The 22,463-nt window shown below is 73.2% G+C and carries 23 protein-coding genes and 1 pseudogene; 10 read left to right on the forward strand and 14 right to left on the reverse strand.

Annotated features, from left to right (window positions below; translation table 11 throughout):
- A partial coding sequence (locus ACZ6CV_RS37020) for an amidase (protein WP_469256275.1) occupies positions 1 to 624 on the reverse strand: 624 nt, incomplete at its 3' end.
- Positions 611 to 856: a hypothetical protein gene (locus ACZ6CV_RS37025; RefSeq protein WP_469256277.1), complete on the reverse strand. Its 246-nt coding sequence runs from the start codon at positions 854 to 856 to the stop codon at positions 611 to 613. The genes ACZ6CV_RS37025 and ACZ6CV_RS37020, both read right to left, overlap by 14 nt.
- Before the next feature lie 162 nt (positions 857 to 1,018).
- Here ACZ6CV_RS37025 and ACZ6CV_RS37030 point away from each other — a divergent pair, with 162 nt between their 5' ends.
- Together ACZ6CV_RS37030 and ACZ6CV_RS37035 are read left to right on the forward strand one after the other, a co-directional pair.
- Positions 1,019 to 1,960, forward strand: coding sequence for an MBL fold metallo-hydrolase (locus ACZ6CV_RS37030; protein WP_469256279.1), 942 nt, complete (start codon positions 1,019 to 1,021; stop codon positions 1,958 to 1,960).
- Positions 1,961 to 2,143: 183 nt separating this feature from the next.
- On the forward strand, positions 2,144 to 3,721 hold the full coding sequence (locus ACZ6CV_RS37035; RefSeq protein WP_469256280.1) for an SDR family oxidoreductase: 1,578 nt from the start codon (positions 2,144 to 2,146) through the stop codon (positions 3,719 to 3,721).
- A gap of 161 nt (positions 3,722 to 3,882) precedes the next feature.
- Here ACZ6CV_RS37035 and ACZ6CV_RS37040 read toward each other — a convergent pair whose 3' ends face one another.
- Entirely contained in the window at positions 3,883 to 4,719 is an 837-nt protein-coding gene (locus ACZ6CV_RS37040; RefSeq protein WP_469256282.1) for a dienelactone hydrolase family protein, read from the reverse strand.
- Positions 4,720 to 4,823: 104 nt separating this feature from the next.
- Between ACZ6CV_RS37040 and ACZ6CV_RS37045 the strand changes: the two genes are divergently transcribed.
- From ACZ6CV_RS37045 to ACZ6CV_RS37055, 3 genes and pseudogenes are all read left to right on the forward strand, one after another.
- Positions 4,824 to 5,816, forward strand: coding sequence for a GlxA family transcriptional regulator (locus ACZ6CV_RS37045; protein ID WP_469256284.1), 993 nt, complete (start codon positions 4,824 to 4,826; stop codon positions 5,814 to 5,816).
- Between the two features lie 633 nt (positions 5,817 to 6,449).
- Positions 6,450 to 7,345: pseudogene (locus tag ACZ6CV_RS37050) on the forward strand (SDR family oxidoreductase).
- A 63-nt stretch (positions 7,346 to 7,408) separates the two neighbouring features.
- Entirely contained in the window at positions 7,409 to 7,624 is a 216-nt protein-coding gene (locus ACZ6CV_RS37055) for a hypothetical protein (protein ID WP_469256286.1), read from the forward strand.
- Positions 7,625 to 7,633: 9 nt separating this feature from the next.
- Here ACZ6CV_RS37055 and ACZ6CV_RS37060 read toward each other — a convergent pair whose 3' ends face one another.
- On the reverse strand, positions 7,634 to 8,812 hold the full coding sequence (locus ACZ6CV_RS37060; protein ID WP_469256287.1) for a PP2C family protein-serine/threonine phosphatase: 1,179 nt from the start codon (positions 8,810 to 8,812) through the stop codon (positions 7,634 to 7,636).
- Positions 8,813 to 9,080: 268 nt separating this feature from the next.
- Here ACZ6CV_RS37060 and ACZ6CV_RS37065 point away from each other — a divergent pair, with 268 nt between their 5' ends.
- Entirely contained in the window at positions 9,081 to 9,356 is a 276-nt protein-coding gene (locus ACZ6CV_RS37065; RefSeq protein ID WP_469256288.1) for a hypothetical protein, read from the forward strand.
- Positions 9,357 to 9,447: 91 nt separating this feature from the next.
- Positions 9,448 to 9,819: a hypothetical protein gene (locus tag ACZ6CV_RS37070; protein WP_469256291.1), complete on the forward strand. Its 372-nt coding sequence runs from the start codon at positions 9,448 to 9,450 to the stop codon at positions 9,817 to 9,819.
- Positions 9,820 to 9,985: 166 nt separating this feature from the next.
- On the opposite strand, the gene ACZ6CV_RS37075 is transcribed toward ACZ6CV_RS37070, so the two are convergent.
- The 3 genes from ACZ6CV_RS37075 to ACZ6CV_RS37085 form a co-directional block, all read right to left on the reverse strand.
- Positions 9,986 to 10,531 carry a ferritin-like domain-containing protein gene (locus ACZ6CV_RS37075; RefSeq protein ID WP_469256292.1) on the reverse strand — a complete coding sequence of 182 codons (546 nt, stop codon included), beginning with the start codon at positions 10,529 to 10,531 and terminating at the stop codon, positions 9,986 to 9,988.
- A gap of 120 nt (positions 10,532 to 10,651) precedes the next feature.
- A complete protein-coding gene (locus ACZ6CV_RS37080; RefSeq protein WP_469256309.1) occupies positions 10,652 to 11,410 on the reverse strand; it encodes an esterase/lipase family protein in 759 nt (252 codons plus the stop codon).
- Between the two features lie 146 nt (positions 11,411 to 11,556).
- The gene (locus ACZ6CV_RS37085; RefSeq protein ID WP_469256294.1) at positions 11,557 to 12,123 is read right to left on the reverse strand and encodes a cupin domain-containing protein; all 567 of its coding nucleotides are present in this window, start codon (positions 12,121 to 12,123) and stop codon (positions 11,557 to 11,559) included.
- Positions 12,124 to 12,430: 307 nt separating this feature from the next.
- On the opposite strand from ACZ6CV_RS37085, the gene ACZ6CV_RS37090 reads away from it, so the two are divergent.
- Entirely contained in the window at positions 12,431 to 13,885 is a 1,455-nt protein-coding gene (locus ACZ6CV_RS37090; protein WP_469256296.1) for a multicopper oxidase family protein, read from the forward strand.
- Positions 13,886 to 13,958: 73 nt separating this feature from the next.
- Here ACZ6CV_RS37090 and ACZ6CV_RS37095 read toward each other — a convergent pair whose 3' ends face one another.
- Both ACZ6CV_RS37095 and sigJ (ACZ6CV_RS37100) read right to left on the reverse strand, forming a co-directional pair.
- The gene (locus ACZ6CV_RS37095; RefSeq protein WP_469256298.1) at positions 13,959 to 14,432 is read right to left on the reverse strand and encodes a carboxymuconolactone decarboxylase family protein; all 474 of its coding nucleotides are present in this window, start codon (positions 14,430 to 14,432) and stop codon (positions 13,959 to 13,961) included.
- 133 nt (positions 14,433 to 14,565) lie between these two features.
- Complete coding sequence (gene sigJ, locus ACZ6CV_RS37100; protein WP_469256299.1) at positions 14,566 to 15,495, reverse strand: RNA polymerase sigma factor SigJ; 930 nt, start codon at positions 15,493 to 15,495, stop codon at positions 14,566 to 14,568.
- A 187-nt stretch (positions 15,496 to 15,682) separates the two neighbouring features.
- On the opposite strand from sigJ (ACZ6CV_RS37100), the gene ACZ6CV_RS37105 reads away from it, so the two are divergent.
- Positions 15,683 to 16,066, forward strand: a complete 384-nt coding sequence (locus ACZ6CV_RS37105) for a nuclear transport factor 2 family protein (RefSeq protein ID WP_362377226.1) — start codon at positions 15,683 to 15,685, stop codon at positions 16,064 to 16,066.
- A gap of 100 nt (positions 16,067 to 16,166) precedes the next feature.
- Here the strand turns inward: ACZ6CV_RS37105 and sigJ (ACZ6CV_RS37110) are convergent, their stop codons facing one another.
- On the reverse strand, positions 16,167 to 17,099 hold the full coding sequence (gene sigJ / locus ACZ6CV_RS37110) for an RNA polymerase sigma factor SigJ (RefSeq protein ID WP_469256300.1): 933 nt from the start codon (positions 17,097 to 17,099) through the stop codon (positions 16,167 to 16,169).
- A gap of 558 nt (positions 17,100 to 17,657) precedes the next feature.
- On the opposite strand from sigJ (ACZ6CV_RS37110), the gene wrbA reads away from it, so the two are divergent.
- A complete protein-coding gene (gene wrbA / locus ACZ6CV_RS37115; protein ID WP_469255801.1) occupies positions 17,658 to 18,269 on the forward strand; it encodes an NAD(P)H:quinone oxidoreductase in 612 nt (203 codons plus the stop codon).
- A 93-nt stretch (positions 18,270 to 18,362) separates the two neighbouring features.
- On the opposite strand, the gene ACZ6CV_RS37120 is transcribed toward wrbA, so the two are convergent.
- The 4 genes from ACZ6CV_RS37120 to ACZ6CV_RS37135 form a co-directional block, all read right to left on the reverse strand.
- A complete protein-coding gene (locus tag ACZ6CV_RS37120) occupies positions 18,363 to 18,869 on the reverse strand; it encodes a PhzA/PhzB family protein (RefSeq protein ID WP_469256302.1) in 507 nt (168 codons plus the stop codon).
- A gap of 29 nt (positions 18,870 to 18,898) precedes the next feature.
- Positions 18,899 to 19,549, reverse strand: coding sequence for a phenazine biosynthesis FMN-dependent oxidase PhzG (phzG, locus tag ACZ6CV_RS37125; RefSeq protein ID WP_469256304.1), 651 nt, complete (start codon positions 19,547 to 19,549; stop codon positions 18,899 to 18,901).
- 123 nt (positions 19,550 to 19,672) lie between these two features.
- A complete protein-coding gene (locus tag ACZ6CV_RS37130) occupies positions 19,673 to 21,628 on the reverse strand; it encodes an anthranilate synthase family protein (protein ID WP_469256305.1) in 1,956 nt (651 codons plus the stop codon).
- Entirely contained in the window at positions 21,625 to 22,248 is a 624-nt protein-coding gene (locus ACZ6CV_RS37135; protein ID WP_469256307.1) for an isochorismatase family protein, read from the reverse strand. The genes ACZ6CV_RS37130 and ACZ6CV_RS37135 overlap by 4 nt, the downstream gene beginning before the upstream one ends.
- Positions 22,249 to 22,463 lie beyond the last annotated feature (215 nt).

Below are 22,463 nucleotides of genomic sequence, written 5' to 3' on the forward strand. Positions count from 1 at the left end.
GATGTGGTCCAGCGTCCAGGACAGGGAGGTCACGCCGTCGCGGGGGATGAGGCCGTAGGTGGGTTTGAGGCCGACGATGCCGTTCAGTGCGGCCGGTACGCGGATGGAGCCGCCGGTGTCGGTGCCCAGGGCGAAGGTGGCCGCGCCCGCGGCCACCGCGACGGCCGAGCCGCCGCTGGAGCCGCCGGCGACCCGGTCCGGGTGCCAGGCGTTGCGGGTCTGGGGGGTGGTCAGCCCGTAGGCGAACTCGTGGGTGTGGGTCTTGCCCAGCAGGGCGGTGCCGGCCGTGGCCAGGCGGGCCGCGACCGTGCTGTCGCTCTGCGCCCGGTGCCCGGTGCGGACCGCCGAGCTGGCCGTGGTCGCCACTCCGGCGACGTCGATCAGGTCCTTCAGCGCCACCGGGATGCCGTGCAGCGGGCCGGTGAAGTGCCCTGCGGCGGCCCGGCGTTCGGCTTCGCGGGCCGCCTTGCGGGCCCGCTCGGCGGTGACGGTGACGTAGGCGTTGAGGGCGGGCTGGGTCTGCTCGATCCGCTCCAGTACGGAGTCCACCAGCTCCACCGGGGAGAGCCGGCGCGCCCGTATCTCCTGTGCGGCGTCGGCCAGGGTCAGCTCAAAGGGCCGCATGGGGCTGCTCCTCCGCGGTGGAGTGGGGGGCGGGCGGGGTGTCGGCGAAGTCCAGTTCCCGCAGGACGGCGACGACGGCGTGGATGTGCTCGGCGGTGGCGGCCACCGCCTGGTGCCGCTCCGGCGGCAGCAGGAGTCCGGCGCGCGCCGCCCAGCGGGCGGCCTCAGGGGGTGTCAGCTGGGGCGTGAGTGGGGGTGTGGGCTGGGGTGTGGGCTCTTCAGGGGCAGGCATGGGGTCCTCAACGGGTGGGCGGGGACGGGGTGTTGCGGGAGTGCGGTCCGCCCCACCCCCGCTAAAAGCTAAGTGTTTGCGTTAGGTCACCGTAGGACCTACGCTCACTTAACGCAAACACTTAGCTTTTAGCGTTCGTGTTCCCGGGGAGAGGACCCAGCCATGCAGAGCCCGACCACCGTCCGGAGCGGGCCGCCGCCCGCGGTCCCGTACTGGACCGTGGGCGACATCACCGTCCACCGCATCGACGAGACGCCGCTGCCGCCCGCCACCGGGCCCTGGCTGCTGCCCGGCGCCGGCCCCGAACTGGTCGCCCGCCAGCCGTGGCTGCGCCCCGACTTCGCCGACCCCGCGGGCGTCCTGCGCCTGGACAGCCACAGCTTCGCGCTCACCGTGGGGGGCCTGCGGGTGCTGGTCGACACCGGCATCGGCAACGGCAAGACGCGCGCCAACCCGGCCTGGCACCACCTGCGCACCGACTACCTGCGGCGCCTGACCGCCGCCGGGTTCCCACCGGAGAGGGTCGACCTGGTCGTCCTGACCCACCTGCACACCGACCACGTCGGCTGGAACACCCGCGCACGGCCGGGCGACGGCGCGTGGGTCCCCACCTTCCCCCACGCCCGTTACGTCACCTCCCGCGCCGAACGGGACTTCTGGGCCGGGTACGCCATGGACGAGCCGCGGCGGCAGATGTTCCGCGACTCGGTGCACCCCGTCGAGAACGCCGGGCTGCTCGACCTCCTGGACGTCCCGCCGCAGGGCACCGAGCTCGTCCCCGGCCTGAGCCTTGTGCCCACCCCCGGCCACACCCCCGGCCACCTGGCCGTCCGGCTGAGCAGCCGCGGCCGGGCAGCGCTGATCACCGGCGACCTGATCCACCACCCCGTCCAGCTCCCCCACCCCCACCTGGGAAGCTGCGTCGACACCGACCCCGGGCAGGCCGAGGCCTCGCGCCGCGCCCTGCTCGCCTCGCTCGCCGGCACCGACACCCTCCTCCTGGGCACCCACTTCCCCGCGCCCACCGCCGGCCGGGTGAGCGCCCACGGCGACGCCTACCGGCTGACCCCCCTGCCCCCGTCCGCCCCGCCCACCGCACCGTGACACCGGCGCCCCCGGCAGTGACGGTCCGTCAGACACCCCGGGGCCATCCCCTCTCCCCCGGCCCTCTCCCGTACAGGGAGATGCGCGGTGGCTGCCAGCTGTCGCGGGGCGGGCCGCCGCGGGTGAGACTGCCTGGAAAGAAGCGGCCCGCTCCCCCGAGACCGAAACGAGGTACCGGCGCACGTGAGCGACAGCGAAGAGGCCCCCCGGCCCGGCCGGCACGTCCTGGTGACCGGAGCCACCGGCTACATCGGCGGGCGCCTGGTGCCCGAACTGCTCGCGGCGGGCCACCGGGTGCGCTGCCTGGCCCGCACCCCCCAGAAGCTGCGCGACCACCCCTGGGCCGGGCAGGTGGAGATCGTCCAGGGCGATGTGACCGACCCCCGGTCGCTGGCCGAGGCCCTGCGGGGCATCGAGGTGGCCTACTACCTGGTGCACGCCCTGAACTCCGGGCCCGGCTTCGAGGAGACCGACCGGCGCGCGGCGCACACCGTCGCCGAGCAGGCCCGCGCGGCCGGCGTAGGGCGCATCGTCTACCTGGGCGGGCTCACCCCGGCCGGCGTACCCGAACAGGACCTGTCGCCGCACCTGCGCTCGCGCGCCGAGGTGGGCCACATCTTCCTCGACTCCGGCGTCCCCAGCATCGTGCTGCGCGCCGCGGTCATCATCGGCTCGGGCTCCGCCTCCTTCGAGATGCTGCGCTACCTCACCGAACGCCTGCCGGTCATGGTGACGCCCAGCTGGGTGCGCACCCGCATCCAGCCCATCGCCGTGCGCGACGTGCTGCGCTACCTCACCGCCTGTGCCCACCTGCCGGACACCCTCAACCGCGCCTTCGACATCGGCGGCCCGGACGTCATGACCTACCGGGACATGATGCGCACCTATGCCGAGGTCGCCGGATTGCGGCACCGGCTGATCGTGCCCGTCCCCCTGCTGACCCCGGCCCTGTCCAGCCACTGGGTCGGCCTGGTCACCCCCGTGCCCCGCGGCATCGCCCGCCCGCTGGCGGAGTCCCTGCGCCATGAAGTCGTCTGCCAGGAACGGGACATCGCCCGCTACGTGCCCGACGGACCCGGGCGCCCGCTGCCCTTCCGCCAGGCCCTGCGGCTGGCCCTGCAGCGCATCCAGGAGGCCCAGGTCACCACCCGCTGGTCCTCGGCCTCGCTGCCCGGCGCGCCCAGCGACCCGCTGCCCACCGACCCCGACTGGGCCGGCGGCAGCCTCTACACCGACCACCGCCAGATGGTCGTGGACGCCACCCCCGCTCAGCTGTGGCGGGTCATCGAAGGCATCGGCGGGGACAACGGCTGGTACTCCTTCCCCCTCGCCTGGGCGGTGCGCGGCTGGCTCGACCGGCTGGCCGGCGGCGTCGGCCTGCGCCGCGGCCGCCGCGACGCCCGCCACCTCAGGACCGGCGACTCCCTGGACTTCTGGCGGGTGGAGGAGATCGAGGCGGGCCGGATGCTGCGCCTGCGCGCCGAGATGCGGCTGCCGGGCCTGGCCTGGCTGGAGATGTACGTCGAACAGGACGGGCCACCGGCCAAGGACGGGACGACACCAAAGCACGGGCAACACGGGCAGCGCCCCGAGAAGACACCCGGCGGGCCGGGGCGCACCCGCTACCGCCAGCGGGCCCTGTTCCATCCGCGGGGCCTGCTCGGACATGTCTACTGGTGGTCGGTGGCGCCCTTTCACGCCGTCGTCTTCGGCGGCATGGCCCGCAACATCGCCAAGGCGGCGGGCCGGGAGAACACCTGAACCGGCAGCGGGCCGCCGGGCCGCTCACCGCACCCTGGGCAGCGGGACACCCGGCCGGGGCCTGGCGTCCCAGCCGCTGTCGCCGGAACCGCGCAACCGCACGGGGGCCTCCTTCTCGCCGGCCGCGACGCCGTCACCGTCGCGGAGTGGATGCGCCGCCTTCAGGCCGGGGCGGGTGCCAGCCGCTCGGTCAGGAAGGCGAGGATCTCGTCGCGGGCCCGCACCGTGGGATGGCCGGCCTCATCGACGAAGTGTGCCGTGACCACGCTGTGGGCGCAGCCGACGATGTCGCGGAAGAACGGTGGGGGATTGGTGAGGGCCGCCCCGGCGGGCAGGACACGGCCCTCGAAGGCGTCGCCGAGCAGCGCCCGGTAGGCCGCGAACCGCCGGCCCGTGCACCACCGGTCGCCCTCGAACCGGTGGGCGAGCACCTTCAGTTCGTCCCGGGCGACGCGTTCGGCCAGCGCGGCGGCGTCCGCCGCGCCGATCTCCAGGGCGCCGGGGTCGTCCAGCGGCAGCGAGGGATGGTTGACCACGGGGGCGATGACGGCCTCCTCCAGCGCCATGGTCAGCGCGAAGTTGCCGGTGAAGCAGAGCCCGACGGTGCCCACCCCCGGCCCACCGCGTTCGGCGTGCGCGCCGCGGGCCAGACCGCGCAACCAGCCCACGACCGGGCTCGTGCCGCCCCCGGCGAATGCCCGGAACTCCGCGCTGACACAGGCGCGCCGCACGATCGCCTCCCCCTGCCCGGCCCGTGGATAAGCGCCGTCGACGCCGAAGAGGGAGGGCACGTACACGCTGAAGCCGGCCTCGCGGATCCACCGGGCCAGGCGCGCCACGTCGGGGCTGATGCCCGGCATCTCCGGCATCAGGATGACGGCCGGGCCCGCCCCGGTGACGTACACGGTCTTGGTGACGCCCTCGACGGCGACGGCCCTGCGCTCGAAGTCCTCCAGCGGGTCGTCCTGCGCTGCGGCGGTGTCTGCTGTGGTTGTCATGGGCGAAAGGATGGCGAGAGGCTGGCGGGGGCGAGAAGCTGCGGCACCGCCGGTTTCGCGGGCGATCTCGCCACCCGCTAGCGGCCAAGGGCATCGGAGATCGTGTGAGTGCGCTGCGCGTCAATGTGCTGGCCTATCCCGGCTGTTATGCCTCGCAGGTGTTCGGGATCGTCGATCTGCTGAGCATGGCCGGGCACGTCGCCGCGGCCCGGGGCGCGCCGGAGCCCTCCTATGAGGTGGCGGTCGTCTCGCCGCGCGGGCGGGTGCGCGCCTCGGGCGGGGCGGGCATCGAGGTGGCGGCGCTGCGCCCGGCGGACGTGCTGGTCGTGCCCGGCTTCGAGGTCTCCCCCGCCCTGGGCCCCGAGGCGGCCCTGGCCCGTCTGGAGCCGGAGACGGCGGCCCTGCGCGCGCAGGCCGAGAGGGGCAACGCGCTGGTGTCGGTCTGTGTCGGCGCCTTCCTGCTCGCCGAGGCCGGCCTGCTCGACGGGCGCCGGGCGACGACGTCGTGGCTGTACGCGGAGGTGTTCGCGCGCCGCTACCGCCGGGTGCGGGTGTGCTGCGAGCAGCTGGTCGTCACCGACCGGGGTGTGACCACCACGGCGGCCTTCAGCGCGATGTACGACTTCGCGCTCGGCTTCATCCGCGAGCACGACGGCCCCAAGGTCGCCCGCGGCACCGCGCGCATCGCCCTGCTGGACGAGACGCGCTCCAGCCAGGCTCCTTACGTCGACGCCGAGTTGCTGCCCGCCCCGGGCCGGGGTTTTTCGCGCGGCGTCAAGCGCCGGCTCGAGCAGAACCTGCGCGAGCGCTACGACCTGGCCGCCCTGGCCCGGGAGTTCGGGGTCAGCACCCGCACCCTGCTGCGCCGCTTCGGCGAGGAGGCCGGGCAGAGTCCGCTGACGTATCTGCACACCGTCCGGGTGCGCCGGGCCCGGCACCTGCTGGAGATGACCGACCGCACCCTGGCGAGCATCGCCGCCGAGGTGGGCTACCGCGATACGGGCGGCTTCAGCAAGGTCTTCGCCCGCCACACCGGCCACCGCCCCGGCGCCTACCGCACAGCCGCCCGCGCCGCCGCAGACCGCCGGGACGCCTGACCCCTCCCCCGCCTCCGCCGCGCCTGACGGCACGTCAGAGGCTGTACGGGGCGGGCGGGTCCGGGCCGGGGGCGGCGGGTGCGGCGCCGCAGCGAGGTGCCGCCTTGCGCGTCCGGGACGGGGCGGGGCGGGCCGGAGCGGCTTGTCCGGGGTGGCCACGGCGCAGATGCCGCACACCCGCTCACCGCCAGGGGCGGAAGCGGGGGGGGCAGCGCCTCTTTCGCCCGTTCATCCCGGGCCGGGGCGGCTTGTCCGGGGCGGCCACCGCGGCGCGGATGCCGCGCACCTGCTCACCGTCCCGGGGGGGGCGGGTGTGGGGCTCAGCGCCTCTTGCGCCCGTTCATGTACCAGGCGAGGGCGACACCGAGGACGACGAGGACGATGAGGATCTTCATGGTGTCCGGCTTTCCCCGATCCCGGCGGACATGCCTGCCCGGCCCCGACGGGCCGTGACGCCGCGTTTTGCCGCTCGGACGGCCGGGCACCCGAGGGCCGCGCACGGCGGGCGCGGCCCGCCCCCGGGATCTTCCGGTGGTGGGCCGGCCCGCTCTTGACGAAGGTGGGCACGAGGCGCGACGGGGCCCGGCAGGGCGGCCGCGCGCCGTCCGCACGACAGCAGGAAGGCGGCAGCAGATGAAGGACACTCCCGGGAAGCAGGGCCCGCAGGACCCCACCGACAGGGGGCCGCGGCCCGACTTCCCCCAGCAGGACCAGGAGCCGCCGGGCTGGACGGGCCCCATGGACCCGCCGCCGGACCACGGTGAGGACTCCTACCGCGGCTCCGGGCTGCTGCGCGGGAAGGCCGTGCTGATCACCGGGGGCGACTCCGGCATCGGGCGGGCGGTGGCCATCGCCATGGCCCGGGAGGAAGCGGACGTGCTGTTCACCCATCTGCCCTCCGAGGCCGAAGAGGCACGGGAGACCGCGCGCTGGGTGGAGCAGGCCGGGCGCCGGGCCCTCGCGGTGGCCTGCGACATCCGCGAGGAGGAGCAGTGCCGGCGCTCGTGGAGCGCGCGGTGGCCGAGTTCGGGCGGATCGACCTGCTGGTCAACAACGCCGCGTACCAGATGTCGCAGCCCAAGGGCATCACCGACATCTCCACCGAGCAGTTCGACCGGGTGCTGCGCACCAACCTGTACGGCATGTTCTGGCTGTGCAAGATGGCGGTGCCGCACATCCCGCGGGGCGGGTCGATCATCAACACCACGTCGGTGCAGGCCTACAAGCCCAGCCCGCACCTGCTGGACTACGCCATGACCAAGGGCGCCATCGTGACCTTCACCCAGGGGCTCGCGCAGATGCTGGTGGAGGACGGGATCCGGGTCAACGCGGTGGCGCCGGGGCCGGTGTGGACGCCGCTGATCCCCGCGACGCTGCCGGACACCGCCGAGTTCGGCAAGCAGGCGCCGATGGGGCGGCCCGCGCAGCCGGCGGAGATGGCCCCGGCCTACGTCTTCCTCGCCTCCCAGCACGCGAGTTTCATCACCGCCGAGATCGTGAACGCCACGGGCGGCACACCACTGCCCTAACCGCCCCGATTGCCCATCTCACATCTCCCGTCTCAACTTCAGCCCACGGAAAGGGACATCACCATGCAGGACAGCCACCGCGACAGCTCCCGCCCGCACGCCCCCGCCCAGAGCGCGGCCGATGAGGTGCTGCAGGAGGTGGAGGAGGCCGAGGAGCGGCCCGTGCCCGACGAGGAGCGCGAGCGGGCCAAGGACGGCGAGGCCGGCGACACCCTCACACCCAGCCCGGGCGCCCAGGAGGACATCCACCACGACGACGGGCAGACGTCCGGCCGGTAGCGGTGCGGGTCACCGGCTGGGCGGCTGCCACTCGATCATGAGGATGGTGGCGTCGTCGCGCAGCCGGTCGGTCTGCGCGTCCAGAATCGAGTGGATGAGCCGGCGCAGCGCCTCCGCGGCGACCTCGCCGGCGCTGGAGGCGCGGATGACGGAGTCGACGAACCGTTCGAGCCCGAACTCCGTGCCGTCCGCCAGCCGTGCCTCGGTCATGCCGTCGGTGTAGAGCAGGACGCGGTCACCCGGTTCCAGGGCGATCTCGTGCATCTGGCGCTCCCCGGCGCGCAGGTCGGCGGGAAAGCCCATGGGCGGGTCGGGTTCGCGTTCCAGGGCGCCCTCGACGAGCCGGTTGTCGCGGATCAGCAGGGGCGGCGGGTGCCCGCAGTTGCTCCAGCGCAGCTCCCCGCTGACGAGGTCGAGGCGGGTCAGGACGCCGGTGCAGAACTGGTCCGGCAGCCACTGTCCCAGCGCCGTGTCCACGGCCGCCATGAGTTCGGGCAGGTCCTGGCCGGTGCGCCGGCCGTTGCGGCAGGCGGCCAGGGCGACCGCCGTGGTCAGGCCGGAGAGCAGGTTGTGGCCCATCGCGTCGACGATGGTGGCGTGCAGGTCCGTCCGGGTGAGGCAGTGGTCGAAGGCGTCGCCGCCGATCTCGTAGGCGGGTTCCAGGACGGCGGTGGAGACCACGTGGGCGTTGCCGATGGTGCGCGGCGGCAGGAAGGCGCGCAGCATTTCGGCGGGCAGCTGCATGGGCTGGGAGCGGGTGCGCTGGACGAGGTTGTCCTTGTAGGCGCGCTTGGAGGTGATCATCATCGCGAGCAGGGAGGCCAGGGCCCGGCCGCGGCGCAGCAGGGGGCTGTCCAGGAAGGGGGCGTGGACGGCGACCACGCCCAGGCGCTCCGCGCCGTCCAGCAGGGGCAGCCAGGCGGTCATGCCGCCGGTGGCGGACTCCTCCACGCGCAGCGCCAGGGTGCGGTAGGCCCAGCCGGCCAGGGAGGCGTCCACGTCGATGGCCGGGGCGTCCTCGCTCAGCGGGACCAGCCGGCGCTGCTGGAGGTCGGCGAGGTAGACCACCGCCTGGGGCACGCCCAGGGACGCCGCGCACCGGGCGACCGCGGTGGCCAGGTCCAGTACGGCGTTGTCGGGGTCCGCGAGGAACTCCTCGAGGCCGCCGGGCGGGTCCGCTCTCGACACGTCTTCTCCCTTGTGCGGCGGGCGGCGTGACAGGAGCAGTCTCACACCGGGCCGCCGGGTCCGCTCGGGCGCCGCGAGGGGCGGCCCGGGGGGCGGGTGGCGGTGGTGGCCGGCCCGTTTCACGTGTCGCCGATCCGGCGCGGGTGGTCCACGGTGATCAGTACGAGTTGTCCTGCCCTGCGCGGGTACCTGCACCCCAGCCCCGGTACGGGCGTCCGGGCGGCAAGGGCCGGGCGCCTTGGTGGCCAAGGGCCGAGAGGAGACATCGATGAGTGAGCAGGTACCGGCCTCCCCCGGCGCGGACGGCAGCACGCCGGTCCCCCGGGACCCGCCCGACCAGCAGGCCGACGGCGGCCAGGACCCCTGGGAGGTGCAGGAGGGCGAGCAGGGCAAGGAGCGCGGCGCGGCCGGTGACGTGCCCGAGACCGACGAGGCCGGCACCGGCCGGCGCGCCGGCGGCGGCGCCCCGCAGTCCGGGCAGCAGGACGCGGAGGAGGCGGAGGAGGCGCCGAAGGAGCAGACGCCGCAGGAGCCCTCCGGGTGAGCGCGGCCCCCTTGGTGAGCGCGGCCCGCACTTCGGCCGCGGGGCCGGGGCGGTCGACGGCCCGGTACGAACACGATGGAAAGGAACGACGGTGAGCGGTGCGGGAGATCCCTCGGCGCAGGTCACGGTGGAACTGAGCGGTGCGGCGGACGACGCCGGGAGCGTCTTTTCGGTCCTGGGGGCGGCGTTCGCCTCGGACCGCAAGGACGGTGCGGCCCCGCACTCCACGTCCTCCGGCGGGCCCACGGTGTGGAGCGGCGTCTTCGACACCGCCCGCCCGGCGGGCGACGCACCCGGGCAGACACCCTCGCTGGAGGGGCCGGTGACCGCGTCGGTGCAGGGCGGCTATGTGGCGGTCGACCAGATCGTCACGGTGCTCTCGGCGGCCTTCGCCGTCAGCGAGGAGGGCTCCGCCTCGGGTGACCAGGAAAAGGATGTGACCCTGCGGCTGAGCGGCCGGTGAGCGCCGCGCGGCGCTGCCGCACAGGCACATGCCGCACAGGCACATGCCGCACAGGCGCATGCCGCGGGCCCGGCCGGCTGATCCGGCCGGGCCCGCGGCGTGTGCGGGTCTCAGAGCCTGTCGCGGCGGGTGCGGCTCTCAGCCCCGGCGCGGCGTGTGCGGGTTCTCAGCCCCGGCGGTCGCCGGGGATGCGTTCGAGCAGGCCGCGCAGGTCGTCGGCGTGCTCCTCCTCCTGGGCCAGGAGTTCCTCGAAGACGCGGCGGGTGGTGGGGTCGCCCTCCCCCAGCCACTGGGCGATCTCGGTGTAGGCGGCCACGGCGACGCGTTCGGCGACCAGGTCCTCCTTGATCATGTCGATCAGGTCGGTGCCGGCGGTGTACTCCGCGTGGGAGCGCGAGGTGAGGGTGTCGGGGTTGAAGTCGGGCTCGCCGCCCAGCTGCACGATGCGCTGCGCCAGCTTGTCGGCGTGCTCCTGCTCCTCCTGGGCGTGCTCCAGGAACTCCGCGGCCACCGGCTCGGAGTAGAGGCCGGAGGCGGTGTAGTAGTGCCGCTTGTAGCGCAGCGTGCAGACGATCTCCGTGGCGAGGGCCTCGTTGAGCACGATGAGGACGCGCTCCAGGTCCGCTCCGTAGGCCTCGGTCACCGGGCCCTTCTCGATCTGCCGGCGGGCCCGCTCGCGGATGGTCTTGATGTCGGTCAGGAACTCGGCCATGACAACTGCTCTCTTGTCGGGTGAACGAGACAGCGGGCGGACCGTCCGGCGCCCCGCTGACCTTGAACGTACCCGTTTCTCCCCATTCGTCCCGCCGGGTGGGGCGGCGGGCCGGTGGGGTCAGGGGCTGTTCAGGAAGTCCTGTAGGCCGCGGGAGACGCCGTCGTCGCCGAGCAGGTCGTTGTGGGCCAGGCAGCCGGCCGGGTGGTTGGCCGCCCCGGCCAGCTGGACGCTGGAGTCGGGGTTGATGACCTCGTCGCAGTTCGACCACCACGTCGCGTACGCGAGGGCGCCCGGTGTCTCATCGCCCTGGGCGAGCCGGCCGGTGACGTAGGAGCCCGGGGTCATGTCCCGGCAGGCCTGCGACCACAGGGCGCAGGCCCAGGCGGTGGAGGTGCCGTGGTTGGGGCCGGCCAGCGAGGCCCAGTGGGCGACCGTGGCGGTGCCGCCGCCGTACTTCACATACCAGCGGGTGACGAGGCTGCCGAAGGAGTGGGCGACCAGGTCCACGCGGTCGGCGCCGGTGGTGTGGCGCACCTGCTCGACGTAGGCGGCCAGTTGGCCGGAGAGTTCCTCGTTGACCGAGCGGCTGGTGTCGTAGCCCCAGGCGAAGAGGTCCTCGGGCGGGTAGCCGGCGGCGGTGAGGTCCTCGCGCAGGGAGCCCCACACGCCGGGGTCGGCGTTGTAGCCGTGCACGAACACCACGGGGCGGTGCGGCGCGGCGGGGGCGGGGCCCTGCGCGCGGGCGGTGGGCGCCGTCAGGGCGGCGAGCAGACACAGCAGGCCCAGCAGGCGCAGCAGGACGAGCGGGCGCGGCAGCAGGCGCGGCAGCAGGGTGAACGGGCGCGGCAGGGTGAGCGGGCGGGCCGGTCGGACCATCGGCACGTAAGGCTCCTTCGGCGGGCGCGGCAAAGGGGGGGCTCGGCGGGGCGGGCGCGGCAGGGCGCCGGCCGCACCGGCGGCCGGGGGGCGGAGGTGATTGTGGGGGCGGGCGGCGCAGATGAGAAGGGCCGGGCGCCGGTGCGTCAGGCGGGTCCGTCCAGTGCGGTGCCGCAGCGGGCGCAGTAGCGGGCGTCGTGGTCGGCGGCCGGGCGGGCGCAGGCGGGGCACAGCCGCGGCAGCAGGCAGGCCGGCTCCCCGGCGGCGGTGGGGCCGGCGGGCGGGCGGCGGCGGTGGGCGGTGGTGTAGGTCAGGCCGCCGTCGCCGGCTTGGAGGGCGCGCGGGGTGTGGACGGGCAGCCAGGCCAGGGCGCCCGGGGCGAGGGCCAGGACGGCGGCGGGCAGGCGCAGTTCGCCGCTGCCGGCCAGCACGGTGAGCAGGACGCCGAAGCCGCTCTCGGTGTGTTCCTCCAGGCCCGCGCCGGGGGCCAGACGTACGACGGCGGCGTCCAGGTCGCGGTCCCGGGCGCCCAGGGACCACACGAGGCTGATCGGTGCGGGCCGCTCGGCCAGGCTCTGGTGCGGGCCGACGAAGACGGGGGCGGCGAAGGCCGGTTCACCCGTGGACGCCGCTTCACCCGTGGATGTCGCTTCGCTCGTGGATGTCGCTTCGCTCGTGGACGCCGGTTCATCCGTGGACGCCGGTTCACTCATGGACAAGGACTCCCTCAGCGGTGCGGTGCGGTGGAGGCGGGCAACGGCAGTGTGCGCCGCGGGGGCCGTCCGCGGCGAGGCGGCCCGGCACCCCGGCCCCGGCACCCGGGCGCGCGGCGGGAGCGCGGCGCGCGGCAGGAGCGGGGCGCCGGCGCGCGGAGTGGACCCGAGTGAGCCTCTAGCCGCCCCTGGTGGACTGCGAACTGGCACCGCAGGGCTGTGCGCTGCCGCGTTGCCGCCGCGTGCGCGGGGGCCGCGGACACCGGCCGGGTGCCGTTTTTCATCCACGTACATAGGAGGGCACACCATGGTCACCCGACGCCGTCTGCTCGGCACCGGACTCGCCGCCGCGGGCGTAGGGCTCACCGGGGCGTCATTCACTCCCCTGCTCGCCGTGGACCGCGCCAAGGCCAGCCCGGCCAAGGCCGCCAAGGCGGCCAATCCGCCGCTGTTCGCCGTGCCCCTGCCCAAGATGCCGGTGCTCAGACCCACCTTCAGGACCGCGACGGCCGACCATTACGACGTCACCATGCGCCCGGCCCGCCGGGAGATCCTGCCGGGCATCCAGACCGACCTGCTGACCTTCGACGGGAACTTCCCCGGCGCGACCATCAAGGCCCGCACCGGCCGCCCGGTGATCGTGCGTCAGCGCAACAAGCTGGCCGTGCCCACCTCGGTCCACCTGCACGGCGCCTCGGTGACCCAGGCCAACGACGGCGACCCGATGGACACCCTCGCCCCCGGCGGCGAGCGGCTGTACACCTATCCCAACAAGCAGTCCCACGCCTCCCTCTGGTACCACGACCACGCCCACCACGTGGAGTCGGAGAACGTCTACCGCGGTCTGCACGGCAGCTATCTGCTGACCGACTCCCACGAGGAGAGCCTGCCGCTGCCCAAGGGCGAGTACGACGTGGTCCTCGCGATACGTGACGCGCACTTCGATGCGGCCGGGCAGCTGGTGTACGTGATGGACGACCAGGAGCGCACCACGCTGCTGGTCAACGGCGCCCCCTACCCCTACTTCCAGGTCGCCGCCCGCAAGTACCGGCTGCGTTTTGCGAACATGTCCAACCAGCGCTTCTACAGTCTGCGGCTGGCCGACGGCAGCGACATCGTCCAGGTGGGCTCGGACGGCGGCCTGCTGGAGCGCCCGCACACCACCAGCTCCTTCCTGCTCTCCCCCGGCGAGCGCGTCGATGCCGTGGTGGACTTCTCGCGTTACGCGGTGGGCGAGAAGGTGGTGCTGGAGAACACCCTGATCTTCGCCGGCACCCCCGAGCAGGTCGGCCAGGTGATGCGCTTCGATGTGGTGCGCACCGCCTCCGACCCCAGTTCCGTGCCCGGCGTGCTGCGCACCCTGCCCGCGCTGCCCGCGCCGACCAACGAGCGCACCATCACCATGCAGATGGACGAGGGCGTCGCGCACCCCAAGGGCTACATGGACGGCAAGAGCTACGACCCCGCCCGGGTGGACTCCAGCATCCGCTTCGGGGCCAGTGAGATCTGGACGGTCACCAACACCAACACCCGGGTGCCGCACAACTTCCACATGCACCTGGTGCAGTTCCGGGTGCTGGAGCGGGCCGGGAAGCCGCCGGCCCCCGGTGAGGCGGGCCTGAAGGACACCGTGATCGTCGCGGCGGGCGAGACGGTCAAGCTCCAGGCCACCTTCGACAGTTACCGGGGCACCTACCTCTACCACTGCCACATGCTCGACCACTCGGCCATGGGCATGATGGCCACCATGAAGATCAGCTGACACCCCCTTCTTCCATCCCGCCGGGGGCCCGGACAGGCCGGAGCCCCCGGCGGGCGGGCGGCTGCTGCAGGTGCTAGCCGAACTGGCCCACCCGGTAGTCGCCGGCGGGCTGGCGGACCAGGACGTTGACGCGGTTGAAGGCGTTGATGACGGCGATCAGCGCCACCAGCGCGGCGAGCTGGTCCTCGTCGTAGTGCTTGGCGGCGTTCGCCCAGGCCTCGTCGCTGACACCGCCGGCCGCATCGGCGATACGGGTGCCCTGCTCGGCCAGTTCGAGCGCGGCGCGCTCGGCGTCGGTGAAGACCGTGGCCTCCCGCCAGGCGGCGACCAGGTGCAGGCGGGTGACGCTCTCCCCGGCGTGCGTGGCCTCCTTGGTGTGCATGTCCGTGCAGAAACCGCAGCCGTTGATCTGGCTGGCGCGCAGGCGCACCAGTTCCTGTGTTGCGGCCGGCAGCGTGGTGCCCGCGCTCACCTGGCCCGCCGCGGCCAGGTGCTTGAGGAATTTGGTCGAGACCGGGTTGTCGAAGAGGTTCATGCGCGCGTCCATGTCGTGCTCCTTCGCCGTGCTTGGTACCTACACAGCTGGGACGAAATGGCCCGCCGCGATGTGACACCACCCCCGCTGACCTGCACCGGCCCGGTAACCGCACTGCTCTGGGCCGGTGCGTGCGGGGCGGGGGTCAGGCGGTCGTCCAGGGGCGCAGCTTCTCGGGGTTGCGCACCGCCCACAGGTGTTTGATGCGCTCGCCGGCGAAGTCGAAGGCGAGCACGGAGACGGTCACGCCGTCCTGCTGGACGACCAGGCCCGGCTCGCCGTTGACGGTGCGCTCCAGGATGCTCAGGTCGGGTGCCCGGCCGGTGATGGTGACCAGGTAGCGGGCGATCTGCTCGCTGCCGCCGGTGGGCGGTGCGGCGTTGACCAGGCCGCCGCCGTCGGCCAGTCCGGTGGCGTCGGGGTCCAGGAGGCTGATGAGGGCGCCGATGTCCTTGGCCTCCCAGGCCTGCTTGAAGCTGCGCACGATGTCGGCGCGCTGGGCGGTGCCGGTGGCGGGGGCCTGCTGGGCGGTGCGGATGCGGCGGCGGGCGGAGGAGGCCAGCTGGCGGCAGGCGGCCGGGGTGCGGCCGACGCTCTCGGCGACCTCGGCGAAGGAGTAGCGAAAGACGTCGTGGAGGATGAACGCGACCCGCTCGGCCGGCGTCATGGACTCCAGGACGACGAGGAAGGCCATGTTGACCGACTCGTCCAGGGTGATGCGGTCGGCCGGATCGGCCGTCGTGGAAGGCCCGCTGATCCACTCGGAGTGGTCGGGCAGCGGCTCGGGGATCCACTCCCCCACATAGCGCTCGCGCCGGGCGCGGGCCGAGCCCAGCAGGTCCAGGCAGATGCGGCTGGCGACGGTGGTCAGCCAGCCGCCCGGGGAGGCGATGGCCTCGCGCTGGGAGCGGGACATGGCATACCAGCGGGCGTAGGCCTCCTGCACGACGTCCTCGGCGTCGGCCAGGGATCCCAAAAAGCGGTAGGCGAGGTTGATGAGCTGGCGCCGCTCGCTCAGGACCGTGCTCAGGCCCGCCTCGAGCTGCTCGTCGTCCGGGCCGGTCTGCGTCCTCATCGCTCGCGTACTCCCTCTGCTCCCTTGGCCGAAACCGCTGTCCTGGATACGACGAGACAGCCCCGCCGAATGTGAGGTCGCCCCTGGCCGCCGCCGGGGTGCCGGGCCCGGGGCCGGGGGTGGGGGGTGCGTCCGCTTCTGTCGGGATTCCAGCGCCCTCCTAGGCCCGGCCCATAGTCATGGGGGCATGAGCAAACACAAAGCGATCGTGGAGCGGTACCGCGAGGGGGTCCTCAGCGGCGACCACGAGCAGGTCCTGGCCCTGGTGAGCGACGACGTGGTGTGGGAGAGCCTGGGCCAGACCCGGGTGCAGGGCAAGGAGGCCCTGCGGGCCATCGTGCAGAACAAGGACGGTGCCGCCGCGCAAGGCGTCGTGCAGCGGCCGACGATCACCGTCGACCGGCTGATCGAGGAGGGCGACACGGTGGTCGCCACCGGCCGCGCCGCGCTCGCCCTGCCCGACGGCAAGAAGGCGGAGTTCCTCTTCTGCGACGTGTTCACCTTCGCCGGGGAGGCGATCAGCCACCTGGAGAGCTACAAGGTGCCGCTGGGCGCACCGCCCCGCGGCTGAAGCCCGCACCCCTCCCGCGGCCCCTCCTGCGGTCCGGCGTGCGCTCCTGGCGGGCCGGGCCGCGCGGTGGCCGAAAACGCTGCGGGCCCCGGGAGGGGTCTCAGCCGGTCGTCCAGGGGCGCAGCTTCTCGGGGTTGCGCACCGCCCAGATGTGCGTGATGCGCTCGCCCGCCACGTCGAAGGCCAGGACGGAGACGGTGACGCCGTCCTGCTGGGCGACCAGGCCGGGCTGGCCGTTGACGGTGCGCTCCAGGATCGTCAGGTCGGGGGCCTTGCCGGCGACGTCGGCGAAGACGCGGGCGATCTGCTCGCCGCCGGTGACCGGGCGCAGTTGGGCGCTGACCAGGCCGCCGCCGTCGGCGATGGTCGTGGCGTCGGGGTCGAGCAGGCCGATGAGGGCGTCGATGTCCTTGGCCTGCCAGGCCTGCTTGAAGTCGCGGACCACGTCGGCGCGGCGTGCTGTGGCGGGCGCGGGGGCCTGCTGGGCGTCGTGGATGCGGCGGCGGGCGGAGGAGGCCAGCTGGCGGCTGGCGGCCGGGCTGCGGCCGACGATCTCGGCGATCTCGGCGAAGGAGTAGTGGAAGACGTCGTGGAGGATGAACGCGACCCGCTCGGCCGGGGTCATGGAGTCCAGGACGACGAGGAAGGCCATGTTGACCGACTCGTCCAGGGTGATGCGGTCGGCCGGGTCGCTCGTGGTGGAGGGCCCGCTGATCCACTCCATGCGGTCGGGCAGCGGCTCGGGGATCCACTCCCCCACATAGCGCTCGCGCCGAGCGCGGGCCGAGCCCAGCAGGTCCAGGCAGACGCGGCTGGCGACCCGGGTCAGCCAGCCGCCGGGCGAGGCGACGGCGTCCCGGCGCTCCTGGGACATGGCATACCAGCGGGTGTAGGTCTCCTGCACGACGTCCTCGGCGTCGGCCAGGGATCCCAGGAACCGGTACGCGAGGTTGATGAGCTGGCGCCGCTCGCTCAGGACGGCGCGCAGACCGGGTTCGAGCCGGCTCTCCTCCGGCTCGGGATGCATGCTCATGGTGTCGCCAACTCCCTTGGCCGCGCCCCGACTTCACCAGTTCGACGAGACATCGCACTGAAGGTGGCGCTCGTCACCTCACATTACAACGGCCTGTGTCGTCGGTAGAGGTGGAGATCGAATTCGGATCCGGGCTTCCCTCCCCCGGTCGCCCGGATCCGCACATCGGCTCTCCTTGCCCCGGCTTCGCCCGGCGAAGTCATTCCTCACCGTCAGGAGAATGGCCGTGTACGTGACGTCGATCCGCGGATCACCAGCCCGTATGCCGCGCCCGCACCGGGCGGTGGCCGGGCGCGGCTGAGCCGGCCCGCAAGGGCGGGCGCCTGCGGCCAACACGGGCCGCACGGGCTCCAGTTCGCAGGGGTGCCGGCAGGGCCGAGCCGGGCCGGCGGCACCCCGCGGACCGGACCGGCCGCCGCCTTCGCGGCCTCCTATTCCCCTCTTGCCTTCACCGACTTTTCTCCCCTTGTCTCCACCGGGACGTCGGCCCTTGTGCGCGAGCGGCCGTATCCCGTGACACCACCCGATAGAACACGCAAAAAGAAAAGGGAATCTGCTGTGGAATCTGTGAACGTTGCCATCATCTATTACAGCGCGACCGGCACCGTGCACACGCTGGCCAAGGCGGTCGCCGAGGGCGCGGAGAAAGCGGGCGCGCAGGTACGGCTGCGCACGGTGGCCGAGACCGCCCCCCAGGCGGCGATCGAGGCCAACCCGGCCTGGGCGGCCCACCGTGAGGCCACCGCCGACGTCGCCGAAGCGAGCCACGACGACCTTGCCTGGGCCGATGCGGTCCTGTTCGGCACACCCAGCCGGTTCGGGAACCCCGCAAGCCAGCTGCGGGCCTTCATCGACACCACCGGACCCCTGTGGTTCGCCGGGAAGATCGCCGGGAAGGTGTTCTCCGCGTTCACCGCCAGCAACACCGCCCACGGCGGACAGGAATCCACCATCCTGGCCCTGTCCAACACCTTCTACCACTGGGGCGGCATCATCGTGCCCCCCGGCTACACCGACCCCGTCCAGTTCCAGTCCGGCAACCCGTATGGCACCTCCCACGTCGCCGGCGACGGCGCCCCCGGCGACATCGCCCTCCAGGCAGCACGCCACCAGGCCCGCCGCGTCGTGGACACCACCGCCGCCCTCAAAACCGGCCGCGCCACCCTCTGAACAGACACCGAGGGACTCTCCCCTTTCTCTTCACCTTGGAAGGGCCGCCCGGCCAACTGCCGGGCGGCTCTTTCGAGTTGAGGGAGGCGCGGTTCAGGAGGGGATCCAGTCGCGGTTGATGTGGGGGGTGTCGATGCTCAGGGCGCGCATGTGCTCGATGGGGTTGGTGTATTCGCGGCTGGCGGCGATCCGTCCGTCGTGGAGGGTGAAGCCGTGGATGAAGTGGTTGCGGTAGCGGCCCTCGGGGTAGCCGGGGAAGCGGATGGTGCCTTCGCCGTCGCACTCGACCCAGATGGTGCCGGGGTCCTGGGTCTCGTAGAGGTGCACGTCCAACCATTGCCAGTCGGGCAGGACCTTCAGGGACAGCTCCCCGTGCCGCTTCAGCTTCTCCCGCCCCTGGACGACGATGGGGCGCCCAATGTCGGTGTTGAACAAGGCGGCGGTGCCATCCTCGGTGTAGAGGGTGTAGCGGCGCAGCCGGGCCTCGGGGCCGATCTCCATGTACTGCTCCACGGCGCGCCGGTTGCGGGCCCGCAGCTCCAGGTGGCTGGTGAACACCGGGCCGGTGGTGGCGGGTTGGGTGGAAGTCGGGGAGGTCATGGTGTGGGTCTCCGAACGGGTGGGGGGTTTCAGGGCTGCAGGCGGGTGGTCGTCCAGCCGCTGTCGGTGCGGTCGTAGCGCAGGCGTTCGTGGAGGCGGTCGGTGCCGTTCGCCCAGAACTCCACACTGGACGGCTCCAGCCGGTAGCCGACGAACGGCTCCGGGCAGGGCAGCGGCCGGGCCGGCTCACCCAGGGCCAGGGCGCGGGCGCGGATCTCCTCCAGGTGGTCCAGGTCGCGCAGCGGCTCGCTCTGCAGGGAAACCGTCGACATGGGATGGGTGAACACCGCCCGGGCCGCCCAGAGTTGCTCGGCCTCGGCGCGCGAAAGCTGGACGACGGGGCCGGCCAGAGTCACCTGCTGGCTCGTCTCGCGCCAGTACAGGACGCCCGAGGCGTGAGGGTTGGCGGCCAGCTCGCGGCCCTTCTGGCTGCCGTCGTGGGTGATGAACACCAGGCCGGTGTCGGTGATCTGGTTGACGGCCACGATCCGGGAGGAGGGCCGCCCCTGGCCAGCGGCGGTGGCAAGGGCCAGCGCGCGGGGCTCGCGCACCCCCAGCTCGGTGGCCGTCTTCAGCCAGGACGACAACAGCCCCAACGGCTCGGCCGGCGGCGTGCGGAACTCGGGGAAGGCCACCTCCACAGAGCCCGTCAGGGTTTCGGAACGCCGTACGTCAGACATGGATCGATCCTTCGGCGAATGCGGCCGCAGGGTGACTGCGGCCCCAGGGCGGCTTCGGGGGCAGGGCAAGGGCCGGGCCGGCGCTCGGGGGAGGGCGCCGGCCCGGCGGTCTTGGGGGGTGGTTCAGGCGGGGTCGGGGGTGCGGGCGGGGGCCAGGAGGTGGGCCAGGGTGGTGCCCACGATGCGCGGGCCCTGCCGGGTGAGGACGGATTCGGGGTGGAACTGCAGGGAGGCGAAGCCCGCGCCGCGCAGGGCGTGCACCTCCCCCGTCGCCGCGTCCCGGCTGACCTGGACGGGGGTTTCCCCGCTCACGCCGGGCACGCCGCGGGGGGTGAATTCCTCGTCCTGGCTCAGCAGCGCGAAGGTGTTGTAGTAGCCGACGTGTTCGGCGGCGCCGAAGAGGTCGATCTGCTTTTGCACGCCCTGGTTGGGCACGCTCCTGCGGCGCAGGGGCAGGCCGAGCTGCAGGCCAAGGACCTGGTGGCTGAGGCAGACGGCGAGGAAGGGCCGCTGTTCGCGCAGCAGGGTGGCGATCGCGGTGTGCAGGTGGCGCATCTTGGGGTGGGCCACCTCCTGGGGGTCTCCCGGGCCGGGCCCCATGACGATGAGGTCGTGGCCCTCGAAGGCGTAGTCCTGGTCGTAGCGGCGCACGGTGACTTCCAGGCCCAGAGAGCGCAGCTGCTGGTCGATCATCGAGGTGAAGGTGTCCTCGGCGTCGACGACCAGGACCTTGCTGCCGGCCAGTTCGGGGCGGGCGGCGGCGCGGGCGCGGGTGTCGGAGAGCCAGAAGCCGGCGATGGAGTCGTTGCGCCCTTCCAGGGCGCGGCGCACGCTGGGGTGGTCGGCGAAGCGTTCGGTGGTGTCGCCGCCCAGGGCGGCGACGAGTCCGGCGGCCTTGGCGCGGGTCTCGGCGGCCTCGGAGGCGGGGTCGGAGTGGCGCACGATGGTGGCGCCGACGCCGATGGCCAGGCGCCCTTGGTGGCTGATGTCGGCGGTGCGGATGAGGATCGCGGAGTCCATGGCGCGCTCGCCGTGTTCGTCGCGGCCGATGAGGGCGGCGGCGCCGCTGTAGTAGCCGCGGCCGCCGGGTTCGTACTGGTGGATGATGCGGCAGGCGCTCTCCAGCGGGCTGCCGGTGACGGTGGGGGCGAACATCGTCTCGCGCAGGATGTCGCGCACGTCGCGGTCGGTGCGGCCCTCGATGAAGTACTCGGTGTGGGCCAGGCGGGCCATTTCCTTGAGGTAGGGGCCCACCACGCGGCCGCCGGCCTCGCAGATGCGGGCCATCATCTTGAGTTCTTCGTCCAGCACCATGTACAGCTCGTCGGTCTCCTTGCGGTCCTCGAGGAAGGCGAGGACGCCTTCGAGGGTGGAGCCGGCGGGCGGGTAGCGGTAGGTGCCGCTGATGGGGTTCATCACGGCGGTGCCGCGCTGGAGGCTGACGTGGCGTTCGGGGGACGCGCCGACCAGGATGCGGCTGCCGGTGTGGATGAGGAAGGTCCAGTGGGCGCCGCTCTCGCGTTCCAGGAGCCGGCGGAAGAGGGCGGGGGCGCTGGCGGGGCCGTAGTCGGTGATGTCGGCGACGAAGGTGCGCTTGATGACGAAGTTGGCGCCCTCGCCGGTGCCGATCATCTCCTTGGCGATGCGGCGCACGATGTCCTCGTAGGCGCCGTCGTCGACGTCGAAGCCGCCGCCGGCCAGCGGGGTGGGGATGTCCGCGATGCGGGCCAGGGCCTGGCGCAGGGGCAGTTGCTGCTGGCCGGTGACGGTCATGGCGACCAGCGGGGTGCCGTCGTCGGCGCAGGCGAAGCCGCGTTCGGACAGCTGCCGGTAGGGCATGACGACCAGCATTTCGTGGCGGGCGCCGGTGCCGGGTGCGGGGGCGGGGGGCAGTGGGATGTCGGCCAGGGTGGCCGGCAGGGTCACCGAGCCGGTCACCACCTCCACCGTGTCGGGGCCCGTCGCGCCGGGGCGGTGCAGCAGCGCGAAGGCCTCGGCGCGGCCGGTGAGCGCCTGCTCCAGGAGGTCGTCTGCGGCCGGAGTGCGGGAGGCGTGGGGGGTGGGTGGTGTCGGTGTCATGTGAACAGCCCCTTGACGGTGGTGACCCGGGCGCACCGCTCGGCGGCGTAGGTGAGGGCCGAGCGGTGGTAGTCGTGGGTGAAGTCGGCCGTGGCGTCGGCGACGAAGAACGGCTGGATGTCGTGGGTGAAGGCGTCGACGGCGGTGGCCAGGACGCCGACGTGGGCGTAGACGCCGCACAGGATGAGCTGGTCGCGTCCGGCGGCGCGCATGCGCTCCAGCAGGTCGGTCTTGAAGAAGGCGCTGTAGCGCCACTTGGTGAGCAGCCAGTCCTCGGGGGCGGGGGTGAGGGCGTCGACGACCTGGCGGTCCTGGGGGGCGGGGCGCATGCCCGGGCCCCAGAAGTCCTTGAGCAGGCCGCGCTGTTCCTCGCTCATGCCGCCGGGCTGGGCGGTGTAGGCGACCGGGATGCCCGCCGCGGCGCACTTCTCGCGCAGGGCGGCGGCGTTGGCGGTCAGTTCCTGGCGCAGGCTGTCGGGGAAGGGCGCCAGGAAGTAGCGCTGCATGTCGTGGATGAGGAGGACCGCCCGCTCGGTGTCGGCGGTCCAGGACACGGCGGCCTGGGGCAGGTCGCCCTCGGCGGGCAGGGGGTAGGCGCTGATGGGGGGTATGCCGGTCATGGTGGCAGTCCTCGGTCGTGGGGCGGGTGCTGCTGACATACGGGCCGGGCGTACGAGTCGGGCGTAAGGGCCCTCGTACGGGCCAGGCGTACGGGCCGTGCGTACGGCCCTCGTACGGGCCGGGCGTATGGGTCAGGCGGGCCAGGCGTTGACGGCGGTCAGGGCCTGGGCGGGGTTGAGGCGGGGGTCGCAGCAGGAGGTGTAGCGCTCGCCGA

Source organism: Streptomyces sp. NPDC041713 (genome assembly GCF_055591085.1).

Bases quoted from the DNA above. Each gene is read 5' to 3' on its own strand.
- ACZ6CV_RS37030 (WP_469256279.1), top strand. From the start codon at position 1,019: ATGCAGAGCCCGACCACCGTCCGGAGCGGGCCGCCGCCCGCGGTCCCG.
- ACZ6CV_RS37040 (WP_469256282.1), bottom strand. From the start codon at position 4,719: ATGACAACCACAGCAGACACCGCCGCAGCGCAGGACGACCCGCTGGAG.
- phzG (WP_469256304.1), bottom strand. From the start codon at position 19,549: ATGTCTGACGTACGGCGTTCCGAAACCCTGACGGGCTCTGTGGAGGTG.
- ACZ6CV_RS37080 (WP_469256309.1), bottom strand. From the start codon at position 11,410: ATGGTCCGACCGGCCCGCCCGCTCACCCTGCCGCGCCCGTTCACCCTG.
- ACZ6CV_RS37130 (WP_469256305.1), bottom strand. From the start codon at position 21,628: ATGACACCGACACCACCCACCCCCCACGCCTCCCGCACTCCGGCCGCA.
- ACZ6CV_RS37095 (WP_469256298.1), bottom strand. From the start codon at position 14,432: ATGGACGCGCGCATGAACCTCTTCGACAACCCGGTCTCGACCAAATTC.
- sigJ (WP_469256299.1), bottom strand. From the start codon at position 15,495: ATGAGGACGCAGACCGGCCCGGACGACGAGCAGCTCGAGGCGGGCCTG.
- ACZ6CV_RS37065 (WP_469256288.1), top strand. From the start codon at position 9,081: ATGAGTGAGCAGGTACCGGCCTCCCCCGGCGCGGACGGCAGCACGCCG.
- sigJ (WP_469256300.1), bottom strand. From the start codon at position 17,099: ATGAGCATGCATCCCGAGCCGGAGGAGAGCCGGCTCGAACCCGGTCTG.
- ACZ6CV_RS37075 (WP_469256292.1), bottom strand. From the start codon at position 10,531: ATGGCCGAGTTCCTGACCGACATCAAGACCATCCGCGAGCGGGCCCGC.
- ACZ6CV_RS37105 (WP_362377226.1), top strand. From the start codon at position 15,683: ATGAGCAAACACAAAGCGATCGTGGAGCGGTACCGCGAGGGGGTCCTC.
- ACZ6CV_RS37025 (WP_469256277.1), bottom strand. From the start codon at position 856: ATGCCTGCCCCTGAAGAGCCCACACCCCAGCCCACACCCCCACTCACG.
- ACZ6CV_RS37055 (WP_469256286.1), top strand. From the start codon at position 7,409: ATGCAGGACAGCCACCGCGACAGCTCCCGCCCGCACGCCCCCGCCCAG.
- ACZ6CV_RS37090 (WP_469256296.1), top strand. From the start codon at position 12,431: ATGGTCACCCGACGCCGTCTGCTCGGCACCGGACTCGCCGCCGCGGGC.
- ACZ6CV_RS37085 (WP_469256294.1), bottom strand. From the start codon at position 12,123: ATGAGTGAACCGGCGTCCACGGATGAACCGGCGTCCACGAGCGAAGCG.
- ACZ6CV_RS37135 (WP_469256307.1), bottom strand. From the start codon at position 22,248: ATGACCGGCATACCCCCCATCAGCGCCTACCCCCTGCCCGCCGAGGGC.
- ACZ6CV_RS37120 (WP_469256302.1), bottom strand. From the start codon at position 18,869: ATGACCTCCCCGACTTCCACCCAACCCGCCACCACCGGCCCGGTGTTC.